This is a genomic window from Neorhizobium sp. SHOUNA12A, from assembly GCF_023006505.1.
Taxonomy (GTDB): domain Bacteria; phylum Pseudomonadota; class Alphaproteobacteria; order Rhizobiales; family Rhizobiaceae; genus Neorhizobium.
This window is the reverse complement of sequence record NZ_JALBGV010000024.1, coordinates 18868-39952: the sequence shown is the minus strand read 5'-3', so window position 1 is coordinate 39952 and position 21085 is coordinate 18868. Positions and strand designations below refer to the sequence as shown.

Sequence of the window (21085 nt, the reverse complement as noted above, 5' to 3'; positions counted from 1 at the left end):
TAAATATCAATGGAAAGAGCTATCAGGTAGCCGCAACAAAATCCGTCCTGCGATAACCCTGGATATAGAGCAGGGCGGTTAAGTCGCCGTGGTCGATGCGCATCTTGGCCTGGGCGGCAACGGTGGGCTTGGCGTGCAGCGCGACGCCGGAACCGGCGATGTCGAGCATGCCGAGATCGTTGGCGCCGTCGCCGACGGCGATCGTGTCGTCCGGCAAAATCCCGAGTTTTTCGGTGATGGCGAGAAGCGCGTCGATCTTGGCCTGCTTGCCGAGGATGGGTTCGGCAACCTCACCGGTGAGAATGCCGTCGTTTTCGAGGAGGATGTTGGCGCGGTTCTCGTCGAAGCCGAGGGTCGCGGCGATGCGGCTGGTAAAGACGGTAAAGCCGCCCGACACGAGGGCGGCGTAATTGCCTTTGGCCTTCATGGTGGCGATCAGTTCAGGCCCGCCTGATGTCAGTGTAATGCGCTTTGCGATGACGTCGTCGACCACGGAGATAGACAGGCCCTTCAGAAGTGCGACGCGCTCGCGAAGCGCGGGTTCGAAAGCGATCTCGCCGTTCATGGCGCGGGCGGTGATCGTCGCGACCTTGTCCTTCAGCCCCACGACGTCGGCAAGCTCGTCGATGCATTCCTGGCCGATCATGGTCGAATCCATGTCGGCGATCAGGAATTTCTTGCGACGCGTATCCGCAGCCTGGATAACGAGATCGATGGGTGCGCTGCCAATGAGAGCCCTCAGATCGGCCTCGGCTATCTGCGGGTCGGTTCCGTCGCGCAGCGCGATATCGCAGGCGATACCATCCGCCAGCCAGTAGAGGCCCGAGGCTTTCACTGCCTCCGCCGCTTGTTCTCCGAGCTTTTGCGTGAGAACTGGGTTTGACGGATGGGCAATGAGCGTGGCAACGAAAGCCATATGAGCGACCTTATCGACAATTTTGATGCGATCCTGATAACCGGGCCGACGGCCAGCGGCAAGTCGGCGCTTGCATTGCGCCTGGCGCGCGAGAAAAACGGCGTGGTGATCAATGCCGACAGCATGCAGGTCTACGACACGCTGCGGATCCTGACGGCGCGACCGGCGGAGGACGAGATGGAGGGCGTGCCGCACCTGCTCTACGGGCATGTGCCGGCGACGAGGGCTTATTCCACCGGCGAGTGGCTGCGGGACGTGACGGCGCTCCTGCCGGAATTGAAGCGTGACGGCCGGCTGCCGGTCTTCGTCGGCGGCACCGGGCTTTATTTCAAGGCGCTGACCGGCGGGCTGTCCGACATGCCGGAAATCTCGCAGGATATTCGCTGCGAGGTGCGCCTGCGCCTGAAGGAGGAAGGCCCCGAGGCGCTGCATGCGGAGCTTCTGGTGCGTGACCCGCCCTTAGCCGCGAGCCTGGAGGCCAGGGACGGGCAGCGGATCGTAAGGGCGTTGGAGGTTCTGACCGAGACCGGTCGCTCCATCACCGAATTTCAGGGCAGGCAGGGGCCGATGGTGATCGACCCTTCGAGGGCGAAGAAGCTTGTCGTCCTGCCAGACAGAAAGCTGCTGCACGAACGGATCAACCGCCGTTTCGAGACAATGCTGGAGACCGGGGCCGTGGATGAGGTGAGGGCGCTGCTGGCGCTCGGTCCCGCACCCGACCTGCCTGTCATGAAGGCGATCGGCGTTGCACAGATCGCCGAGATGCTGGAAGGCCGCATCGGCCGGGAAGAGGTTATCGAACGCAGCTCTGCACTGACCCGCCAATATGCCAAGCGGCAGATGACCTGGTTTCGCAACCAGATGGACGAAAGCTGGGAGCGATTGGCCTGAGACCGGCTCAGTCCTTGTCGTAAAGGCTGCTCAGCGGTTTCTTCAGCAGGCTTTCGCGCAGCGATCCTTCGCGCCGGAGCAGCGGGTTCGGGCGCGGCGCGCCTTCGGGTGCCGGCGGACGCTGGAATGTCGGAGGTGCGGGCTGGTAGGGCGGCGGCTCAGGCGGACGGTCGCGGCGCAGTTCTGCGAAACGGTCAGGTCGGGGCGCTAAGGGTTGTTCGGGTGCCGCCGCGCGCGGCAGCATTTCCGGCCGATAGGGTTCCAGCTGCGGGTTGGTCGCCATGGGCGGTGTGGGGTTGATCGTCACATGGCCGGTTGAGCGGATCTCCCGGTTCCAGCGATCGAGTTCGGCATCGCCCGCCGGCGGGAAATCGTCATCGGCGTCCTCCTCCGAGTCGGAAGCGCCTTCCGGGAAGGGCGCCGTCGCCGTGGCGTAGCTTTGCTGGAAGGCGGAAATATCCGGGCCGCTGACGGCGCGCATGCGGGCGATCACGGTGCGCAGGTCGACCGTATCCGGCGTGTCCTCCGTACCCTTGTCGGCGACGCCATTGGCCTTGGGCAGGTATTTCTTCTCGACGCGAGAAAACCGCATGCGCATCGGCACGGAGATCGCCTCGCCGAAAGCGATCGCCTCGCCATTGCCGATCGACGACAGAAAACTGGTCGTCGAAATCGACGAATTCGGGATTGCCGACTTGATGATTTCCTGGTCGCGGTCGTTGGACAGTCGCATCGCGAACACGGTCGAGCACTGCGACAGGATCGTCTGGTCGAGTTCGCCGGGGCGCTGGGTGATGACGCCGAGCGAGACGCCGTATTTGCGGCCTTCCTTGGCGATGCGCGAGATGGCCTGCCTTGTCGGGAAGAAACCCAGTTCACGGTCGGCCGGCACATAACGGTGGGCTTCTTCGCAAACGACGAGCATGTGGATGGCGCCATTGCTCCAGAGCGCCAGTTCAAACGCCATGCGGCAGAGGACCGAGGCGATAGAATTGACGACTTCAGAGGGAATGCCGGCGAGCTGGAAGGTCGAGATTGGCCGATCGTCGCCTGGAATGCGGAAGATATAGGCGATCGTCTCCATGATCGTGTCGTTGATCGTATTGTTGGAGAACATGAAGTGATAGCGCGGGTCGTTGATCGCCGACAGGATGCGCATCTTCAACGACCGCAGGAAGGGTTTTTCGCCGCGGCCTTCGAGGCGGCCGATCCGTTCGTCGATCAGGGCCAATAGGTCCGCCATACGGTAGGGAACCGGCGTGTCGGCGGTGACCGAGCTTTTTTCGGTCGAGCGGCGCATCAGCGACGTTTCGTTGCCGCGAAAGGCGCGTTTCGCCTCCGGAATGAGGTCGCGCAGGATGTCCAGTTCTTCCGCCACGGCCGGACGACCGCGAAAAACCACTTCGGAAAACTCTTCGAGCCGCATCAGCCAGAAGGGCAGGTCGAGCGTTTCGGTATCGATGACGACCGCGTGATCGGGAAAGGCTGCGGCAAATTCGTTGTGCGGATCGAGAATGAGGACGCGCAGCTTCGGGTCGGTCTCGATCGCCTTGTGGAGGAGCAGGGAGACGGCGGTCGACTTGCCGACGCCGGTCGAGCCGACGATGGCGAAATGTTTCGACAGCATCGAGGGGATATGGATCGTTGCGTCGATCGTGTCGTCCTGCGTCAGCTTGCCGACCACGCAGGTTTCGTTCTTGCCGGTATCATAAATGCGGGAAAGGTCGGCGGCGCGAATGCGGTGCGCGACCGCGCCGAGATAGGGATAACACGAGATGCCGCCCGTGAACTCGTCGCGGCCATCGGGTCCCTTGCGCACCTCGCCGAGCAGCTCGGCCTCGATGTGGAAACTGGTGTTGCCGTTTTCGCTCCACTCTTTGCCGCCGGTCTGCATTGCATAGGCAAGTGCCACGACACGGTTTTCGCCGACACTGATGGAGATCAGCCGGCCGACGGACCACAGTTCTGTAAGATCGGTCTCGCCGTGTTCGGCAACGGCGGAAATGGTGGCGTGCGAGCCGGTGCAAGCGACGACGCGGCCAAGCATGCGGTTGCCGGGTCTCTGGATGTCGCGACGATCCTGCTCTCCTGCGGATGCGGAACGTTGCAGATCGTTGTTCAACAAACTCGGGCCCCTATTATTGGGGGTGGCGGATCAGCTCGGGGCTCGTCCGTCGGGTCGCTACCCTCCAAACAGGAGGAGTATATTGTGCCGGCCTTAACAACTCGTATAGGAAAGCGCGCGGCCGAATGCGTGGAAACGGAGCAGCAAAATCAAACTGATGACGATTTTTGGCGCATGCCCACGTTGACGAACGACATTTATCTGGCTAACACTTCGCGCCATGAAGATCTCGATCGCTCTTATTGTGGTGGGAACGCGCATGGGCAGGACGGTGTAACCGTCCGGCGACAGCCACCCATGCGCGGAAAGACAGGCTCCTCCAAGGGGCCTTTTTTTATGCCTTCAATCCGGCTCGGAGGAGCCGCCGGTAAAAAATCCAGCAGCGAATGGACCAAGACAATGACGGATACGAACAATCAGATGCCAGATAATCAGACGCCAGATAACCGGATGACTGGTGCGGAGATCGTCCTGAGGGCTCTGAAGGACAATGGCGTCGAACATATCTTCGGATATCCGGGCGGCGCCGTCCTGCCGATCTATGACGAGATCTTCCAGCAGGACGACATTCAGCACATTCTCGTTCGCCACGAGCAGGGCGCCGGCCATGCGGCCGAAGGTTATGCCCGCTCAACCGGCAAGGTCGGGGTCATGCTGGTGACGTCCGGTCCAGGCGCCACCAATGCCGTCACCCCGCTGCAGGACGCGCTGATGGATTCGGTGCCGCTGGTCTGCCTGTCGGGCCAGGTCCCGACGACGCTGATCGGCTCGGACGCCTTCCAGGAATGCGACACCGTCGGCATCACCCGGCCCTGCACCAAACACAACTGGCTGGTCAAGGACGTCAACGACCTGGCCGGCGTCATCCACGAGGCCTTCCGCATCGCCCAGACCGGGCGGCCGGGCCCGGTCGTCGTCGATATCCCGAAGGACGTCCAGTTTGCGACCGGCACCTATACGCCGAAGCCGGAGATTGCCCAAAACACCAGTTATCAGCCGCGCACCCAGGGCGACATCAATGCCATCCAGGCGGCCATCGAGCTGATGGCCTCGGCACGCCGGCCGATTCTCTATACCGGCGGCGGCGTCGTCAATTCCGGCCCGGAAGCCTCGCGGCTGCTGCGCGAGCTGGTCGAGCTCAGCGATTTCCCGATCACTTCGACGCTGATGGGGCTCGGTACCTATCCGGCTTCCGGAAAGAACTGGCTCGGCATGCTCGGCATGCACGGCTCCTACGAGGCGAACATGGCGATGCATGACTGCGACGTCATGGTCTGCATCGGCGCCCGTTTCGACGACCGTATTACCGGCCGCCTCAACGCGTTCTCGCCGAATTCGCGCAAGGTCCATATCGATATCGATCCGTCCTCGATCAACAAGAACGTGCATGTCGACATTCCGATCCTCGGCGATGTCGGCAGCGTTCTCGCAGACATGATACGCCTGTGGCGCGCCCTGCCGAAGAAGCCGGCCAAGGCGCAGACCGAGGAATGGTGGAGCCAGATCGACCGCTGGCGGGCTCGCAAGAGCTTTTCCTACAAGCATTCCAACGATGTCATCATGCCGCAATATGCGCTGCAGCGCCTTTTCGAGGCGACCAGGGGGCATGACACCTACATCACCACGGAAGTCGGCCAGCACCAGATGTGGGCGGCGCAGTTCCTCGAGTTCGAGGAGCCGAACCGCTGGATGACCTCGGGCGGCCTCGGCACCATGGGTTATGGCCTGCCCGCGGCGATCGGCGTTCAGGTGGCGCATCCGGACGCCCTCGTCATCGACGTTGCCGGCGACGCATCGATCCAGATGTGCATCCAGGAAATGTCCTGCGCCATCCAGCATAACCTGCCGGTCAAGATCTTTATTCTGAACAACCAATACATGGGCATGGTCCGTCAGTGGCAGCAGCTGCTGCACGGCAACCGCTTGTCGAACTCCTATACGGAAGCGATGCCGGACTTCGTCAAGCTCGCGGAAGCCTATGGCGCCGTCGGCATCTACTGCGACGATCCGAAGGAGCTCGACGACAAGATCGGGGAGATGATCGCCGTCAAGAAGCCGGTGATATTCGATTGCCGCGTCGCCAATCTCGCCAACTGCTTCCCGATGATCCCCTCGGGCAAGGCACATAACGAGATGCTGCTGCCGGACGAAGCCACCGACGAAGCGGTTGCCAATGCCATCGATGCCAAGGGTCGCCAGCTCGTCTGAGACGGGCGGCACATCCTTCAACAAATTTCTGAGGAAATGGACCTAAGATAATGAATGCGCATCAGCAACCGACCGGCTCCGCCTACTTCATCGCCCCCGAGACCGCGAAGGCCGAGAGCCACACGCTTTCGGTTCTCGTCGCCAACGAACCCGGTGTTCTCGCACGGGTGATCGGCCTGTTTTCCGGCCGCGGCTACAATATCGAGAGCCTGACGGTTTCGGAAACGGAACATGAAGCTCACCTATCCCGCATTACGATCGTCACGCGCGGCACGCCGACGGTGCTCGAACAGATCAAGGCGCAGCTCGAACGCATCGTGCCGGTGCACCGGGTCGTCGACCTGACGGTTCGTGCCTATGCACTCGGCCAGGAACGGCCAATCGAGCGCGAGGTGGCGCTGGTCAAGGTTGTCGGCCAGGGTGACCACCGCGCCGAGACGCTGCGGCTCGCGGATGCCTTCCACGCCAAGGTCGTTGACGCGACGGTCGAGCATTTCATCCTGGAAATCACCGGCAAATCCTCGAAGATCGACCAGTTCGTGGCGATCATGAAGCCGCTTGGCCTGGTTGAAGTCTGCCGCACCGGGATCGCGGCGATGAACCGCGGTCCGCAGGGGATGTAACGGGTCGGGCGGAGAGCGATGTCTTGCGGGCGTTCGACACTCTGATGGCGAAACGTCGAACGCCTGATCTCGACTAGATCATCGCCAATGGCGCCTTGCGCGACGGTGGCGGGAAGGCGGCGTCGAGGGCCGTCCAGTCCGCCTCGCTGAGATCCAGGTCGACCGCCTCGGCGTTTTCCGCGACGCGGTCCGGATTGGCGGATTTGGGGATGGCGATGACGCCGTCGCGTTCCAAGAGGAAGGCGAGCGCCACCTGTGCCGGCGTCGCCTGATAGGCCTTGGCGATGCGGATCAGTTCGCCGCTTCTGGCAAGCCGGCCCTGTTCGATCGGCGAATAGGCCATGACCGGGATGCCGCGTTCCTGGCACCAGGGCAGAAGATCGTATTCGATGCCGCGGCGGGAGAGATTGTAGAGCACCTGGTTTGCGGCGCAGTTTCCGCCATCCGGCACCTCCATCAGTTCCTGCATGTCATCGAGATCGAAATTGGAGACGCCCCAGGCGCCGATCTTGCCGGCCCGGCGCAGCTCCTCGAAGCCGGCGACGGTTTCGGTCAGCGGATGTTCGCCGCGCCAATGCAGGAGATAGAGGTCGAGCCGGTCGGTCTTCAGCCGGTCGAGGCTGCGTTCGCAGGCCTCTACGACACCCTTGCGGCTGGCATTCCAGGGATAGACCTTGCTGACCAGAAACACCTGGTCCCGCCGGCCGGCGATCGCTTGTGCCGTAATCTTCTCGGCGCCGCCCTCGCCATACATTTCTGCCGTGTCGATCAGTGTGAGGCCGAGGTCGAGGCCTCGCTTCAGGCTCTCAATCTCTGCCTCGGCCTTGCGGCTGTCCTCGCCCATCTGCCATGTGCCGAGGCCGAGCGCCGGGACCGAAATGCCGGAGGGCAGGGTGACTGTCGGGATGTCGGACATGAAAGGCCTCGGTCAGTTGCTTCTGGAGATGGGTATCTTATCGAAATATGGCGTCGATTGAAGTTGCCAAGTTCCGCTTGAAGATCGCCGCCAACGATCCTATCACCGGAAGGCAGGCCATCCGGGAAACGAGATGGTCGAGATAACCGGGGCGGATTGGCGCTAGGAGAAAATATGTCGCTGGAAACCTTTCTGGCCCTCGTCCTGTTCGCCTTCACGACTTCGATCACGCCGGGGCCGAACAACATGATGCTCTTCGCGTCGGGCGTGAACTTCGGCTTTACGCGGACAATTCCCCATATGCTCGGCATCGGTGCCGGTTTTCTGTCGCTGCTGATCGCGGTCGGCCTTGGCCTCGGCGCGCTGCTGCATTCGGTGCCGGTCGTCTACGCAGGACTGAAATTCGCCGGCGGCGCCTATCTGCTCTGGGTCGCCTGGAAGATCGGCACGTCGCGCAGCCTGTCGGACGGCAAGACCGGTGCGCAGCCGATGACATTTATTGGCGCGGCGGCCTTCCAATGGGTCAATCCGAAGGCCTGGGTCATGGCGGTCACGGCCATGGCAACCTATACGAACCCGGAATATTACCTGCCGACCGTGATGCTCGTGGGGCTGGCGTTCGCCGCCGTCAACGTGCCGAGCGTTTCGACCTGGGCCGGTTTCGGTTCGGCGCTGCGCGAATGGCTGTCGGTGCCGGCGCGGCTGAAATGGTTCAACATCACCATGGCACTCTTGCTTGTCGCCAGTCTCTGGCCAATGCTGAAGTAAGGAGACAACCATGTCCGCAGATCATCACGAGCACGAGCACGATCACGATCACCATCATGGGCATGACCACCAGCACGACAACCGCTACAGCGACATGCAGGCGCGGGTGAAAGCACTGGAAAGCGTGCTGACCGAAAAGGGGCTGATCGATCCGAAGGCGATCGATGTGATCGTCGAGACCTATGAGACGAAGATCGGCCCGCGCAACGGCGCCCGAGTGGTCGCCAAGGCCTGGAGCGATCCGGATTTCGCCGAATGGCTGAGAACGGACGCGACGGCGGCGATCGCCAGCCTCGGTTATACCGGCCGGCAGGGCGAACACATGCGGGCGGTGTTCAATACGCCTGATACCCATAACCTCGTCGTCTGCACGCTGTGCTCCTGTTACCCGTGGGCGGTACTCGGACTGCCGCCGGTCTGGTACAAGGCGCCGGCCTATCGCTCGCGCGCGGTCATCGATCCGCGCGGCGTGCTTGCGGAATTTGGGCTGACGCTGCCGGAGGACAAGAAGATCCGCGTCTGGGATTCCACGGCGGAACTGCGGTATCTGGTGATCCCCGAACGGCCGGAAGGCACAGAGGATCTCGGCGAGGAGGCGCTTGCCGATCTCGTCAGCCGCGATGCGATGATCGGCACCGCGATTGCGGGGCCGCGTCCATGAATGGGCCTCACGATCTCGGCGGACAGATGGGTTTCGGGCCGGTGGCGCCGGAAAAGGACGAGCCCTATTTCCATACCGAGTGGGAAAAGCGGGCGCTGGGGCTGACACTGTCCGGCGGTGCTCTCGGTGGCTGGACGATCGACGAAAGCCGGCATGCGCGCGAAAATATTCCGCCGGCGGCGTATCTGGGCGCGAGCTATTACGAGATCTGGATACGGGCGCTGGAAGTGCTGCTCGAACGCCATGGCTTCGCGACCAGGGCGGAAATCGATGCGGGCCAAAAGCAGATGGAGCCCGCCACGCCAAAACGCATCCTGAAGGCGGATATGGTGGCGGGCGTGCTTGCCAAGGGCGGACCTTGCGACCGGCCGGTCGAGACCAAGCCATCATTCCAGCCGGGCGATCGGGTGCGGACACGCAATTTCAATCCCGAGACACATACGCGGCTGCCGCGTTATGCCCGCGCCAAAACCGGTTTCGTCGAGGCCGTGCAGGGTTCCTTTGTGTTTCCGGACGACAATGCGCATGGCAAGGGCGAGAACCCGCAATGGGTCTATACGGTCGTGTTCGACGGGCCAGAAATCTGGGGCGAGGGTGCAGACCCGACATTGACGGTCTCGATCGATGCCTGGGAGAGCTATCTTGAGCGCGTGTGAAATCCCATCGGCGTTGGCGCAGTCGCCCGGATTGCCGAAGTCACCGGAGGGTGATCCGGTGTTTCCGGAGCCTTGGGCCGCGGAAGCTTTCGCGATGACGGTGCATCTGCACGAGCGCGGCCTATTCAGTTGGAGCGAATGGGCCGAAGCGCTTTCAGGCGAGGTCCACAAGCCCGGCCGGGCCGAGGATGGCAGCGACTATTTCGACTGCTGGGTGGCGGCACTCTCCGGGCTGCTGGTTGGCAAGGGCGTCGCGGACAGCGAAACGATCCTCAGCCTGCAGCAGAGCTGGCAGCGGGCCGCCGAGGCGACGCCGCATGGCCGGCCGATCGAGCTTGCCAACGATCCGCTGCGCTGAAGATCAGCTCGGAAACTGGCGGTAACATTCCTCGGCGACCCGGCGCAGCATATCGCGGGAGATTTCGCCGGTGACGGCGTATCCGAGCTCGCCGTCGATCCAGTAGAAGGTCTCGACCGTGCTGGCGGAGGCGAAGCGAAAACTGGTGGAGCGGTTTTCCTTGTTGCGGCCGACGAGCACGGTCAGGCGCTGGCCCGTCTGGTCCTCGTACATGAACAGCGCGCCCGGCTTGCCGCCGACCGGCAGCAGGCGGCCGCCGACCAGCTTGAAGCCCATCGGTTGAAGGTTCGGAACCTTGAGATTGGCAATCGACAGCCGCTTGCCGAGCCAGTTCGCAAGATGCGTCTCCTCGTTGGCAAACACCTCCACCGGGTGGCGCACTTCGCTTGCATAAACGAGGAAGGCGTTGCGGGCCTCGCGGGGTAGGATTTCGGCCTCGGCAAGCTGGATATCCGGGCGTTCGAACAGAAGCGGGCCATAATGGCCGCCGAGCGCGCCGGCTGCGAAGATCAGAACTGCGGCGGCTGCCAGAGCCAAGCGGCGGGACGGCCAGATACCGGTGCGCGCCAGGCCACCGGTGAGAAGCTGGATATCGGTCGGTTTCGATCGTTCGTGACCGGCGAAGACGGCGCGCAATTCGTCGTTCTGCTCCTGCCAGTCGGCCACCATCTGCGCGGCGTCCGGGTTTTCGGCCAGAAAATTCTGCACACGGGCACGGTCAGCCTCGTCGAGGAAGCCGTCGGCATAGGCGTGCAGTTCCGCTTCGGATACGGATCCGGCTTCGGTCATCGTGGTCTCCGCAATGGTATGACGTTTTCCTCCCGCATTTTTTCCCGCAAAGCCTGGCGCGCCCGCGACAGGCGCGACATGACGGTGCCGACCGGAATTTCGAGCATGTCGGCGACTTCTTGATAGGCATAACCTTCGACGACCACCAGCATCAGCACCGCGCGCGCATCCTTCGGCAGCGTCTCCAGTGCCTGGACGAGGCGGTTCTTTTCCAAGGGATCGTCGGCGCTCGTGCTCGCAGCCAAGCTCTCGGCCTCCTCGATGCCGACGGACGGACGCCGCGCGATCGACCGTCGCGCGTTGAGGTGAAGATTGGTCATGATCCTGTAGGTCCAGGATTTGAAATTCGCGCCGCGCCATTGGCCGCGGCTGACCAGCGCCTTCTCGACGCAATCCTGTAGCAGGTCCTCGCTCTCTGTGTCCGAGCGCGTCAGGCTGCGCGAATAGCGCCTGAGCGAGGGCAGGAGGGCTAGGATCTGCGTCTCGAAGGAAAGCGGCGCGGGAGCCTGTGCCTCACGCGCCGTTCCGGAAGTGGATTGATCAGGGCTTTGCGACATCCCAAACGCCGTTCACGCCGTCACCGGTGGTGTCGCCTTCCTTGGTATCCTTGACCCAGTAATAAAGCGGCATACCGTCCTTCGCCCACTGCTTGGCCCCGTCCTTGCGGGTCACGATGGAGTATGCACCATCAGCCTTCGCATCGGAAGCGGCCATGACCGGCGGCCAGTTGGTGGCGCATTTGTCGTAGCAGTTGGAGGTGCCTGGCTTGTCGTTCTTGAAGGTGTAGAGCGTCATGCCCTTTTCACCGGCAACGACATCGCCCTTGGTCGAGGTCTTGACGGTCTTGAACGGGCCGGCGGCAAAGGCCACCGAGGTCAGCGCGGCGAGCGCGAAAGGCACGAGAATGAAGGTCTTCATGGATCGTCTCCCTGGTTTTGAATGGCGGCCTCACATCGGCCACCGAAGTCAAGACACCGGCAGGCGTGGATTTATTCCGTCGAGGACCAAAGATTTTTTCGGAGATGATCGAACCGCTCATCCCGGCCTTTGATTCATCTTTCGTTCTTTTTCGGTTGCGCTTGGACGCAGAATCCTGCCAAGTCCCGCCATGCAATTTGCACCGCAACAGGACGAGGCCCTCAAGGCCGTTTCACAATGGCTGAAAGAGGGGCGCAGCCAGGTCTTTCGGCTGTTCGGTTATGCGGGCACCGGCAAGACCACGCTTGCCAAACATTTCGCCGAAAATGTCGATGGCGAGGTGCTGTTCGCGGCCTTCACCGGCAAGGCGGCGCAGGTTCTACGCTCGCGCGGGGCGCGGAACGCGAAAACCATCCACTCTCTGATCTACAGGCCGCGCGGCGAGGAGGCGGTCGAGGACGATGCCGGCAAGACCTCAATCTCGCCGATGTTCTCGATCAACCGGCAGAGCCCGGTCGCCAAGGCGGCGCTTATTATCATCGACGAATGCTCGATGGTGGACGAGGCGCTCGGCAAGGACCTGATGAGTTTCGGCACGCCGATCCTGGTGCTCGGCGATCCCGGCCAGCTGCCGCCGGTTTCCGGCGGCGGGTTCTTCACCGAACAGGATCCAGACTATCTGCTGACGGATATCCACCGCCAGGCGCGCGACAACCCGATCATCCAGCTGGCGATGGACGTGCGCGAAGGTAAGGAGATCATGTATGGCGACTACGGTACCGCCAAGGTGATCTCCCGCAATGAGGTGACGCAGCCGCTGGTGATGGAGGCGGACCAGGTTCTGGTCGGCACCAACAAGACCCGCAAGCGCTACAATCAGCGGCTCCGGGAACTGAAAGGTTTTACCGCCGACTATCCGCAATCCGGCGACAAGCTGGTCTGCCTCAGGAACGACCCGGCCAAGGGCCTGCTCAACGGCTCGCTCTGGCAGGTGATGAGCTCGTCGCGCGAGACCGTGAAGCCCGGCATCAACCTGATGATCCGGCCGGAAGACGACGACATGGATCGCGGTGCGGCCAAGATCAAGCTTCTGAAACAGGCGTTCGAAGAGCAGGAAGGGGAAATCCCCTGGACGACCCGCAAGCGTTACGACGAGTTCGATTACGGTTACGCGCTGACAGTTCACAAGGCGCAGGGCTCGCAGTGGAACAACGTCGTTCTGTTCGATGAAAGCTGGGCGTTTCGCGACAGCCGGGAGCGCTGGCTTTATACCGCGATCACGCGCGCGGCCGAAACTCTGACGATCGTCCGCTAAAGAAGCCGATCAGTTCGGCACGAAACCCAGCAGCATCGCCTTGGCGACGGCCTGAAAACGGTTGGTCGCCTGGAATTTCTGGATGATGTCATCCTCCATCCGGCGCAGGTCCTCGAATTCGAGGTTGAGCGCGCGGGCGAGCCGTGGTGCCGAATAACCCTCGGCCATCAGCCCCAGGCACCGTTTCTCGATGTCGCTCAGAACCAGGGACATCGGCTTGGGGCCGGCGAGCGCCTGCTCTTCTTCCTCGGCCACCAGCAGGTTTTCGATCTGCTGCATCTGCCGGCGGATATTGGAAATGTCGGAGGTGAGCTCCCGCTTGCGCCGGGCCAGCATGTTGTGGAACATCTCGTTGGCTTCCGTCTCCGACGTTGCGCTGGCAAGCTCTTCCATCAGTTCCTGGATGACCGCCACAGGAATGCCGATTTCGCGGCAGGCATTGATGACCGCCATGCGATGGATCTGGACCCTGTCATAGACCCGCATGCTGCCGGAGCGGCGGGCGGTGATCAGGCCCTTTTCCTCATAGAAGTGAAGGGTGCGGTGGGTGACGCCGAAGAGATCCGCCATTTCGGCGATCGCCACAGGCTGGCTCGGCATTTCAAACGGAAGGGAGACCTGGGGAAGAGGAGGAAAATAATGGGCTGCTCGCGCCGGCGGCGCATTTTCGGTCATGGCCTGCATGGTATCGCTTCGCATCGAGTCCCCTTGCGCCTGAAGTCGGCGGCGTGGTCGAATATGCATCTGAAGGTTGCGACATTGCGTCGGACCTCTCGGATGGAACCTCGGTACTGAAAATGCGGACCCGATTGAAATGAGTGGCAGAATTCGCTGTTCAAACCGTATTCCGCCGCCTTTTGGCCTGCCCGGCGAACTCTGTTAGATATAGATTAGCTAAAACTTTAAGAAATGGTAGCCCCTGTTGCCTCGTGAATTCTCGTCCATCAAAACTCTTTATAAGTGCATTTTTCTAAACCCGGTGGCATTGCGAAGGCGCATGGCCTAAAAGCGGATCGACCTTTCAAAACCGGGTATTGCCATGCCGACCAAGCTTTCCGTGAACCTCAATGCCATCGCCATGCTGCGCAACCGTCGCGATCTTCCATGGCCAAGCGTCGAAGCGCTGGGGCGCATCGCGCTGCAGGCGGGTGCGGCCGGCCTGACGGTGCATCCGCGCCCCGACCAGCGCCATATCCGCTTCACCGATCTGCCGGTTCTTCGGGCGCTGATCGACGACGAGTTCCCGAATGCCGAGTTCAATATCGAAGGATATCCGAGCGAGGATTTCCTGGCGCTATGCGAGGCGACCCAGCCGGAGCAGGTAACCCTGGTGCCGGACGATCCGACCCAGGCGACCTCCGACCACGGATTCGATTTCCGTGCCACGAGCGAGATGCTGAAGCCGATCGTGGCGCGGCTCAAGAAGGGCGGCATGCGGGTGTCGCTGTTTGCCGATGGCGACGGCGACGTCGAGGCGATGAAGCTCGCCGGGGGGACGGGCACTGATCGTATCGAACTCTATACCGGGCCCTATGGCGGCTGTTTCGACAATCCGGAGCGCGGCGCCGAAATCCTTGAAAAACTCGGGCGGACGGCGGATGCGGCATTTGCCGAAGGGCTTGGCGTCAATGGCGGTCACGACCTGACGGTCGCAAACCTGCCGGCACTGGTGAAGCGTATTCCGAAGATGGCGGAAGTCTCGATCGGCCATGGCCTGACGGCGGATGCGCTCGAATACGGCATGGCGGAAACCGTGCGCCGCTTCTGCCGCGCCTGCGGCCAGGTCGTCTAATTCGACGACAGTTTTGCCTCGCAGAGCTCGAGCTCCCAGGTCTGGCCGTTGCATTCCGGGCCGAACAGGTTGTGCTTTTCCTCCGCGACGAGCTTGAAACCGGCCGTTTGATAGATGCGGATTGCCGCACTCAGGCAATCATTGGTCCAGAGCGACAGCTTTTTGTAACCGGCGAGCGTCGAGAATTTGATACATTGTTCGACGAGCGTCCGGCCGAGGCCAAGGCCGCGGGCGGCGGGATCGAGGTAGAGAAGGCGCAGCTTGGCTGTGTCGCCGCCATCCGCCACGACCACCGAGCCGACACGTTTGCCGTCGCGTTCGGCGATCCAGCAGCGTTCGCGCTCAGGGTTGAAGTTGGCGATGAACTTGCCGGCGACCTCGGCGACCAACCCTTCGAACTTGTCGTTCCAGCCGTATTCCCGCGCATAAGCGACCGCCTGGGCTTCGACCAGCCAGCCCATGTCACCGACACGATGCGGACGGATGACGACCGGCGGTGTCGGCGCGGCCGATTGCGGATCGAGAATGGTGCGGATCACCTGCATCGAGCCGATCAGTCTTTCGTGGCCGAACGTGTCCACTTCCCTCAAATCCCTGGCGATCTGCTGGCGGGAGCGTTCACCGAGCGTCTCGTATTCGGCCTGTCCCTTGTCGGTGACAATGAGGATCTGGCTGCGTTTGTCGTCGGGGTCCGGCTCGCTGGCGAGGAAGCCCGCCTCGCGGAATTTCTTCAGCAGCCGGCTGAGATAGGCGGGATCGAGGCCGAGATCGCGGTTAAGCTCGGTCGCGGACACCCGTTTGCGGGCGCCCATCTCGTACAAGATGCGCGCTTCGGTCAGCGTGTAATCGGTGTCGAGATAGCCCTTGGCGAGAACGCCGAGCTTGTTGGTGTAGAAACGATTGAAGGCCCGGACGGCATCGAGAACGGCAGGATCGGTCATCGGTAGAGTCTCCTTTAGGGAGACTCTGTCAGATATTTGTTGGACTGAGTCAAATAAATTTACGCTGCGGCCTGTTTTGCCGCCGGCTGGCCAAGCGCGAAATCGACGGCTGCCTTGGCATGGATGGCGGTGGAATCGATGCCGGGCACGGGGAGGCCTGCCGAATCGAGCAGGAGGCAGATTTCCGTACAGCCGAGGATGATGCTGTCGGCGCCTTCAGCCTTCGCCTTTTCGATCATCGCGATGGCCCGGGTGCGGGAGGTATCGAGAACAATCCCGGCGCAGAGTTCGTTGAAGATGATGTTATGGATATCGGTACGATCGTCCGCATCCGGCACCATGACGTCGATACCGAGCCCCTTCATGTGATCGGTATAGAAACCGTGTTCCATCGTGTAGCGTGTGGCGAGCAGGAGCGGCCGCTTCAGGCCTTGCGATTTCAACGTCTTGGCGGTCTCGTCGATGATATGGATGAGGGGTATGTCGATCGCGGTCTGTACTTGCGGGGCGACGAGATGCATGGTGTTGGTGCAGATCAGCGCGCATTCCGCGCCGGCCGCCTTCAGCCTGCGCGCGCTGCCCGCAAGATGCTCGGCCGCCAGATCCCAGCGGCCGGCCTTCTGCATGTCGACGATCTCGGCAAAATTGACGGAATGGAGCAGGAGATCGGCCGACGCAAAATCACCGAGGCGGTCGCGCACCATCTCGTTGATCAGCCGATAATACACGGCAGTGCTTTCGAAACTCATTCCGCCAATCAAGCCGATCCTGCGCATTTTTTTCTCCAAACGAGATGGAATTGGCAACTCCATCTCATTTATCGCGAAATTCGGAGAGCCGCAATCCGGCAAGATGCTAAGCGGCGAGCGCGGCCTTCTGGGTCTCGAAATAGGCAGCGAGCGTCTGCGGCTTCTGGCCGGTCAGCGTCTCATAGTCGCTCGTCACCTGTTCGAAATTGCCGGCGCGGATATTGGCATCCGCCGAGACCAGCATAGTCGCGACGAAGGCGGGCAGGCCGGCGCCAGTAAGGCCCTGGGTCAGCTGCTCGTCGGTGACATCAACGACCTCAAGCGGCTTGCCGGTGGCAGTTGATGCGCGGGCGGCGATTTCGTTGGCCGTCAGGGATTCCGAACCGGTGAGGGTGAGGGTGTGGCTGCCGGCCGGCGGATTGGCAAGGGCACCGGCTGCGGCACGGGCGCAGTCGTCGCGGCTGATCGTGGTGATCTTGCCCGCACCCACGGACGTGTACCATTTGCCGACCTGAAGATTGTGCGGCATGCCCATCAGATAATTGTCGTGGTACCAGGAATTGCGCAGGATCGTGTAGGCGACACCGCTCGCCTTGATGGCCTCTTCGGTGCCGAGATGATCCGGCGCGAACGTGACTAGCGACTTGTCGGGGTTGGGCATGGACGTATAGACGATGTGCTTCACGCCGGCCTTCTTGGCGGCGGAAACGGCGTTCCTGTGCTGCGTGATGCGCTTGCCGGGCGTTGCCAGTTCGTCGGTGGAAATGATCAGCACGCGGTCGACACCGGTGAATGCCTTCACGAGCCCGGCTTCGTCGTCGAAATCGGCTGCGCGGGTTTCCAGGCCGCTGGCGGCAAGGTCGGCGAGCTTGTTCGGATCACGGCTGGCAGCGACGATGTCGGCGGCAGCGACCTTGGATGTCTCCAGCAGGTGACGCAGCACTGCGCGGCCCAGATGGCCGGCGGCGCCGGTGACGAGAAGTTTGGTCATGCGGTTTCTTTCCTGGCAATGGCCGGCCTGTCGGCGCGGCGAATATTGTTGGTCTCAAAAAGAGACTAGCACTAGAATAGGAATTGACTTCGATCTGTAAAGGAGGCAGTTTCCAGGGAGATCGTTACTTCAAGGGAACCACCTCCATGGCCCTCAATGCAAGCCGTAAGCCGATGCTGGACGGCAAGGAATGCGATACGTCCGGATGGAACATGGATAATTGTCCGGTCCGGGACGTTATCGACCGGATTGCCGGCAAATGGTCGACGCTGCTTCTCGGGGCCCTGGCGCGCCAGCCCTATCGCTTCGGCGAGCTTCGCCGGCTGGTGCCGGATATCTCTCAGCGAATGCTGACCCAGACGCTGCGCGACCTGCAGCGCGACGGTTATATCGAACGCGAAGTGTTTCCGACCAAACCACCGAGCGTCGAATACCGGATGACTGATCTCGGACGCTCGCTCTTCGAGCCGCTTTCCAAGGTGCTGCAATGGGCGGAAGCCAATCATCCGTCGGTGAAGGCCGCGCGGGTGAAATACGACGAGAGCGAACTCGCCTGATCGAGCCCGCTATGGATCAAGGCTTGTCAGGCATATTGATCGCTGGAAGCTCGCATGTCGGCAAAACGACGCTGGCAAAACGTCTGGCCGAGACTCTCAACTTGAACATGGTATCGACCGATAGTCTCGGGCGGCATCCAGGGCGGCCGTGGCCGAGCGTCCGTCCACCTGTGGCCGAGTATTATAGGCGCCTTTCGCCGGAGACGATCTACTGGTTCCTGAGGGTGCATCACGAAAACATGTGGCCCGGCCTGAAGCGAATGATCGACGGCGAGATAGAAGCTCGAAAACCATTTGTGCTGGAAGGATCGGCACTGCGGCCTGAATTCATCGCGCCGCTCGTTTCGGAGACGCTTGTCGGGATATGTCTCCATGCCGATACAGATTTCCTGCGGGAGAGAATGCGAGCCGAGGCGGGATATCTGCAGGCCGGGGAGGGCGATCGAGCTATGTTCGACGCGTTTATTGAGCGTTCCGTTCACGACAATGCGGAAATGCACAAAGCGGCTCGGGAAAACGGGCTGAGGATCGTTGATGCGGCCGATCCGCATGCCGTCAATAATCTTTTCGACGAATTGGTGCGGCGCGGACCGTCTTTGAGTTCGGCCGGAGGTTAGTCTTTGCGGTCAGTACATCGCAGGCTGGCAGGGCGGCCCGGAAGCCGCCCTGTAGTTTATTGGCGCGGTGGTGGTCAAGCCGCCAGCGAGGCGATGTCGATGACGAAGCGGTAGCGCACGTCGCTCTTGATGACGCGTTCATAGGCTTCGTTGATATCCTGGATATTGATCTTCTCGATCTCGGACGTGATGCCGTGCTCGCCGCAGAAATCCAGCATTTCCTGGGTTTCCTTGATAGAGCCGATCATCGAGCCGGAGAGGCTCTTGCGGCCGCCGATGACCGAGAAGGCATGGACCGGAACCGCATGTTCCGGGACGCCGACCAACACCATGGAGCCGTCGAACTTCAGGAGGCCGAGATAGGCGTTCCAGTCGATCGTCGTGCCGACCGTGCAGATGATCAGGTCGAATGTTCCGGCGAGCTTGGCGAAAGTCTCGGCGTCGCTGGTGGCGTAATACTCCTTGGCGCCGAGCCTCAGGCCATCTTCCTTTTTCGACAGCGTCTGGCTGAGCGCGGTGATATCGGCCCCCATGGCCGCACCGAGCTTGACGCCCATATGGCCAAGGCCGCCCATGCCGACGATCGCGACCTTCATGCCGGGACCGGCCTTCCAGTGGCGCAGCGGCGAGTAGAGCGTGATCCCGGCGCAAAGCAGCGGGGCGCCGGCGTCGAGCGGAATATTGTCCGGGAAGGAGAGGACATAACCTTCCTTGACGACGATCTGGTCCGAATAACCGCCATAGGTCGGCGTCGTGCCGTCGGCCTCGACGTCGTTATAGGTCTGGGTGAGGCCCGGCAGGAAATGTTCGTAGTCGAGATCACGGGTGGCGCAGCCAATGCAGGAATTCACGAAGCACCCGACACCGACACGGTCGCCGACTTTGAACTTGGTCACACCAGCGCCGACGGCCGAAACGACGCCGGCCACTTCATGGCCCGGCACCATCGGAAAGCGGGAGTTGCCCCATTCGTTGCGGGCCTGGTGGATGTCCGAATGGCAGACGCCGCAATACTGCACCGAGATGACGACGTCGTCGTCATTGGGTTCGCGGCGCTCGAAGGTGAAAGGCGTCAGTGGTTTCGACGCGTCGGTCGCGGCATAGCCTTTTGCAATAGCCATGGGAGCTCCATTCATCTGTTGGTTGGGAGGGAATTGGACGCGCGGACTATGCCTCCGGACCTCGCAACGGCGTTAGAGCGATCCTGCGAGCTTTTTGCACGATCCTGCAAAAGTGATCGCCCGCCTGTTGGTTTCATCGGCAAGTCGGCATAGGAAAAGCGCTCATCTGCTCATCCCGGAGGCTCCATGACACTGCCCTTCAATCCCTATCACGAGGCGGCCTCGATTGCCGCGCGGCACGTTCAGAAGGATGGGGAAGTGTTCACGGCCGTTGGAAATCTGATGCTCAGCCGGCGGACGGTCCCAACCGCACCGCTCTATATGGATTACCGGCCCTGCATCGGTTTGGTCCTGCAAGGCACCAAGAGCGTCAAGCTGGGGGACGAGGTGATTGCCTACGGCGTCGGCGATTATCTTCTCACCTCGATCGAATTGCCGGTGACCTCGCGCGTCACGGTCGCAAGCCCGGAGGTGCCGCACTTATGTTTCGCGCTTGCCATCGATACGGACCGCCTGTCCGCGCTGCTGGAGCGGGTAGACGTTCCCCGGCTTGGTTCCGACACCGATGCCATGCGCGGCATCGTCTCCAATGTCGCGCCACCGGAACTTCTCGATGCCGCGACAAGGCTGCTTCGGCTCCTCGATCGGCCCGCGGATATTCCCGCCATGGCGCCGCTGATCGAGCAGGAAATTCTCTATCGTGTCCTCTCCGGGCCGGATGGCCCACGGCTCATTCATATCGCGACCGCCGAAAGCCGCAGCAACCGGATCGCCCGCGCCGTCGCCTGGCTGCGCGCCAATTTCCACCGGCCGCTGCGGATCGAGGACCTGGCGGACCATGTGGGCATGAGTCCATCTTCGCTGCACCACCATTTCAAGTCGGTGACCGCGATGACGCCGGTGCAGTTCCAGAAGAAGCTGCGCCTGCATGAGGCGCGGCGGCTGATGCTGCTGGAAGGGCTGGATGTTGGCAGCGCCGGCCACCGGGTCGGCTACCAGAGCCCGTCGCAGTTCAGCCGCGAATACAGCCGGCTCTACGGTGTGTCACCGCTGCGTGACGTGGGTGCTATCCTGGCTGCCGCGGAATAGCGAGGCTTAAACCCTCGTGGATCAGCCGGGAAACCTCAGCGCCTTGTCGTTGCGGCAGCTCGAAGAACGGACTTGACGGCTGCG

General features: G+C 61.9%; 23 protein-coding genes. 12 read left to right on the top strand and 11 right to left on the bottom strand.

The window, feature by feature from the left end:
* Positions 1-22 precede the first annotated feature (22 nt).
* Positions 23-916 (bottom strand): phosphoserine phosphatase SerB, encoded by an 894-nt coding sequence (gene serB / locus MOV63_RS13315; RefSeq protein ID WP_247034152.1) that lies wholly within the window; start codon positions 914-916, stop codon positions 23-25.
* Here serB and miaA point away from each other — a divergent pair, their 5' ends adjacent.
* Positions 917-1807: a tRNA (adenosine(37)-N6)-dimethylallyltransferase MiaA gene (gene miaA / locus MOV63_RS13310; protein WP_247034150.1), complete on the top strand. Its 891-nt coding sequence runs from the start codon at positions 917-919 to the stop codon at positions 1805-1807.
* A 7-nt stretch (positions 1808-1814) separates the two neighbouring features.
* On the opposite strand, the gene MOV63_RS13305 is transcribed toward miaA, so the two are convergent.
* Positions 1815-3932 (bottom strand): ATP-binding protein, encoded by a 2118-nt coding sequence (locus MOV63_RS13305; protein WP_247034148.1) that lies wholly within the window; start codon positions 3930-3932, stop codon positions 1815-1817.
* 420 nt (positions 3933-4352) lie between these two features.
* Between MOV63_RS13305 and MOV63_RS13300 the strand changes: the two genes are divergently transcribed.
* Positions 4353-6140 carry an acetolactate synthase 3 large subunit gene (locus tag MOV63_RS13300; protein ID WP_258719185.1) on the top strand — a complete coding sequence of 596 codons (1788 nt, stop codon included), beginning with the start codon at positions 4353-4355 and terminating at the stop codon, positions 6138-6140.
* A gap of 50 nt (positions 6141-6190) precedes the next feature.
* Positions 6191-6763: an acetolactate synthase small subunit gene (ilvN, locus tag MOV63_RS13295; protein WP_038543428.1), complete on the top strand. Its 573-nt coding sequence runs from the start codon at positions 6191-6193 to the stop codon at positions 6761-6763.
* Positions 6764-6836: 73 nt separating this feature from the next.
* Here ilvN and MOV63_RS13290 read toward each other — a convergent pair whose 3' ends face one another.
* The gene (locus MOV63_RS13290) at positions 6837-7679 is read right to left on the bottom strand and encodes an aldo/keto reductase (protein ID WP_247034147.1); all 843 of its coding nucleotides are present in this window, start codon (positions 7677-7679) and stop codon (positions 6837-6839) included.
* 174 nt (positions 7680-7853) lie between these two features.
* On the opposite strand from MOV63_RS13290, the gene MOV63_RS13285 reads away from it, so the two are divergent.
* The 4 genes from MOV63_RS13285 to MOV63_RS13270 are packed head-to-tail and all read left to right on the top strand — an operon-like array spanning position 7854 to position 10122.
* On the top strand, positions 7854-8447 hold the full coding sequence (locus tag MOV63_RS13285) for a LysE family translocator (RefSeq protein ID WP_247034146.1): 594 nt from the start codon (positions 7854-7856) through the stop codon (positions 8445-8447).
* 10 nt (positions 8448-8457) lie between these two features.
* Positions 8458-9108: a nitrile hydratase subunit alpha gene (gene nthA, locus MOV63_RS13280; protein ID WP_247034145.1), complete on the top strand. Its 651-nt coding sequence runs from the start codon at positions 8458-8460 to the stop codon at positions 9106-9108.
* The gene (nthB, locus tag MOV63_RS13275; RefSeq protein WP_247034144.1) at positions 9105-9764 is read left to right on the top strand and encodes a nitrile hydratase subunit beta; all 660 of its coding nucleotides are present in this window, start codon (positions 9105-9107) and stop codon (positions 9762-9764) included. Before nthA ends, nthB begins: the two co-directional genes overlap by 4 nt.
* A complete protein-coding gene (locus MOV63_RS13270) occupies positions 9751-10122 on the top strand; it encodes a nitrile hydratase accessory protein (protein WP_247034143.1) in 372 nt (123 codons plus the stop codon). The genes nthB and MOV63_RS13270 overlap by 14 nt, the downstream gene beginning before the upstream one ends.
* A 3-nt stretch (positions 10123-10125) precedes the next feature.
* Here MOV63_RS13270 and MOV63_RS13265 read toward each other — a convergent pair whose 3' ends face one another.
* From MOV63_RS13265 to MOV63_RS13255, 3 genes are read right to left on the bottom strand one after another with little or no spacing between them, the layout of a single operon-like run.
* Positions 10126-10911 (bottom strand): anti-sigma factor, encoded by a 786-nt coding sequence (locus tag MOV63_RS13265; protein ID WP_247034142.1) that lies wholly within the window; start codon positions 10909-10911, stop codon positions 10126-10128.
* The gene (locus tag MOV63_RS13260) at positions 10908-11468 is read right to left on the bottom strand and encodes an RNA polymerase sigma factor (RefSeq protein WP_247034141.1); all 561 of its coding nucleotides are present in this window, start codon (positions 11466-11468) and stop codon (positions 10908-10910) included. Before MOV63_RS13260 ends, MOV63_RS13265 begins: the two co-directional genes overlap by 4 nt.
* Complete coding sequence (locus tag MOV63_RS13255) at positions 11452-11829, bottom strand: hypothetical protein (protein ID WP_247034140.1); 378 nt, start codon at positions 11827-11829, stop codon at positions 11452-11454. The genes MOV63_RS13260 and MOV63_RS13255 overlap by 17 nt, the downstream gene beginning before the upstream one ends.
* Before the next feature lie 190 nt (positions 11830-12019).
* On the opposite strand from MOV63_RS13255, the gene MOV63_RS13250 reads away from it, so the two are divergent.
* Positions 12020-13144 (top strand): ATP-dependent RecD-like DNA helicase, encoded by a 1125-nt coding sequence (locus tag MOV63_RS13250; RefSeq protein WP_247034139.1) that lies wholly within the window; start codon positions 12020-12022, stop codon positions 13142-13144.
* Positions 13145-13153: 9 nt separating this feature from the next.
* Here the strand turns inward: MOV63_RS13250 and MOV63_RS13245 are convergent, their stop codons facing one another.
* Positions 13154-13843, bottom strand: coding sequence for a MerR family transcriptional regulator (locus MOV63_RS13245; RefSeq protein WP_247034137.1), 690 nt, complete (start codon positions 13841-13843; stop codon positions 13154-13156).
* A 340-nt stretch (positions 13844-14183) separates the two neighbouring features.
* Between MOV63_RS13245 and MOV63_RS13240 the strand changes: the two genes are divergently transcribed.
* On the top strand, positions 14184-14936 hold the full coding sequence (locus MOV63_RS13240) for a pyridoxine 5'-phosphate synthase (RefSeq protein WP_247034136.1): 753 nt from the start codon (positions 14184-14186) through the stop codon (positions 14934-14936).
* Here the strand turns inward: MOV63_RS13240 and MOV63_RS13235 are convergent.
* The 3 genes from MOV63_RS13235 to MOV63_RS13225 all read right to left on the bottom strand — a co-directional run bounded on the left by MOV63_RS13235 (position 14933) and on the right by MOV63_RS13225 (position 17617).
* Entirely contained in the window at positions 14933-15877 is a 945-nt protein-coding gene (locus MOV63_RS13235; RefSeq protein WP_247034135.1) for a helix-turn-helix domain-containing GNAT family N-acetyltransferase, read from the bottom strand. The genes MOV63_RS13240 and MOV63_RS13235 overlap by 4 nt on opposite strands.
* A 59-nt stretch (positions 15878-15936) precedes the next feature.
* Positions 15937-16653 (bottom strand): aspartate/glutamate racemase family protein, encoded by a 717-nt coding sequence (locus tag MOV63_RS13230; RefSeq protein WP_247034134.1) that lies wholly within the window; start codon positions 16651-16653, stop codon positions 15937-15939.
* A 79-nt stretch (positions 16654-16732) separates the two neighbouring features.
* On the bottom strand, positions 16733-17617 hold the full coding sequence (locus MOV63_RS13225; protein ID WP_247034133.1) for an SDR family oxidoreductase: 885 nt from the start codon (positions 17615-17617) through the stop codon (positions 16733-16735).
* A gap of 173 nt (positions 17618-17790) precedes the next feature.
* Here MOV63_RS13225 and MOV63_RS13220 point away from each other — a divergent pair, with 173 nt between their 5' ends.
* A complete protein-coding gene (locus MOV63_RS13220; protein WP_405029331.1) occupies positions 17791-18174 on the top strand; it encodes a winged helix-turn-helix transcriptional regulator in 384 nt (127 codons plus the stop codon).
* 11 nt (positions 18175-18185) lie between these two features.
* Positions 18186-18791: a hypothetical protein gene (locus MOV63_RS13215; RefSeq protein WP_247034132.1), complete on the top strand. Its 606-nt coding sequence runs from the start codon at positions 18186-18188 to the stop codon at positions 18789-18791.
* A 74-nt stretch (positions 18792-18865) separates the two neighbouring features.
* Here MOV63_RS13215 and MOV63_RS13210 read toward each other — a convergent pair whose 3' ends face one another.
* The gene (locus MOV63_RS13210; RefSeq protein WP_247034130.1) at positions 18866-19912 is read right to left on the bottom strand and encodes an NAD(P)-dependent alcohol dehydrogenase; all 1047 of its coding nucleotides are present in this window, start codon (positions 19910-19912) and stop codon (positions 18866-18868) included.
* A gap of 186 nt (positions 19913-20098) precedes the next feature.
* Here MOV63_RS13210 and MOV63_RS13205 point away from each other — a divergent pair, with 186 nt between their 5' ends.
* Entirely contained in the window at positions 20099-21001 is a 903-nt protein-coding gene (locus MOV63_RS13205; protein WP_247034128.1) for an AraC family transcriptional regulator, read from the top strand.
* Positions 21002-21085 lie beyond the last annotated feature (84 nt).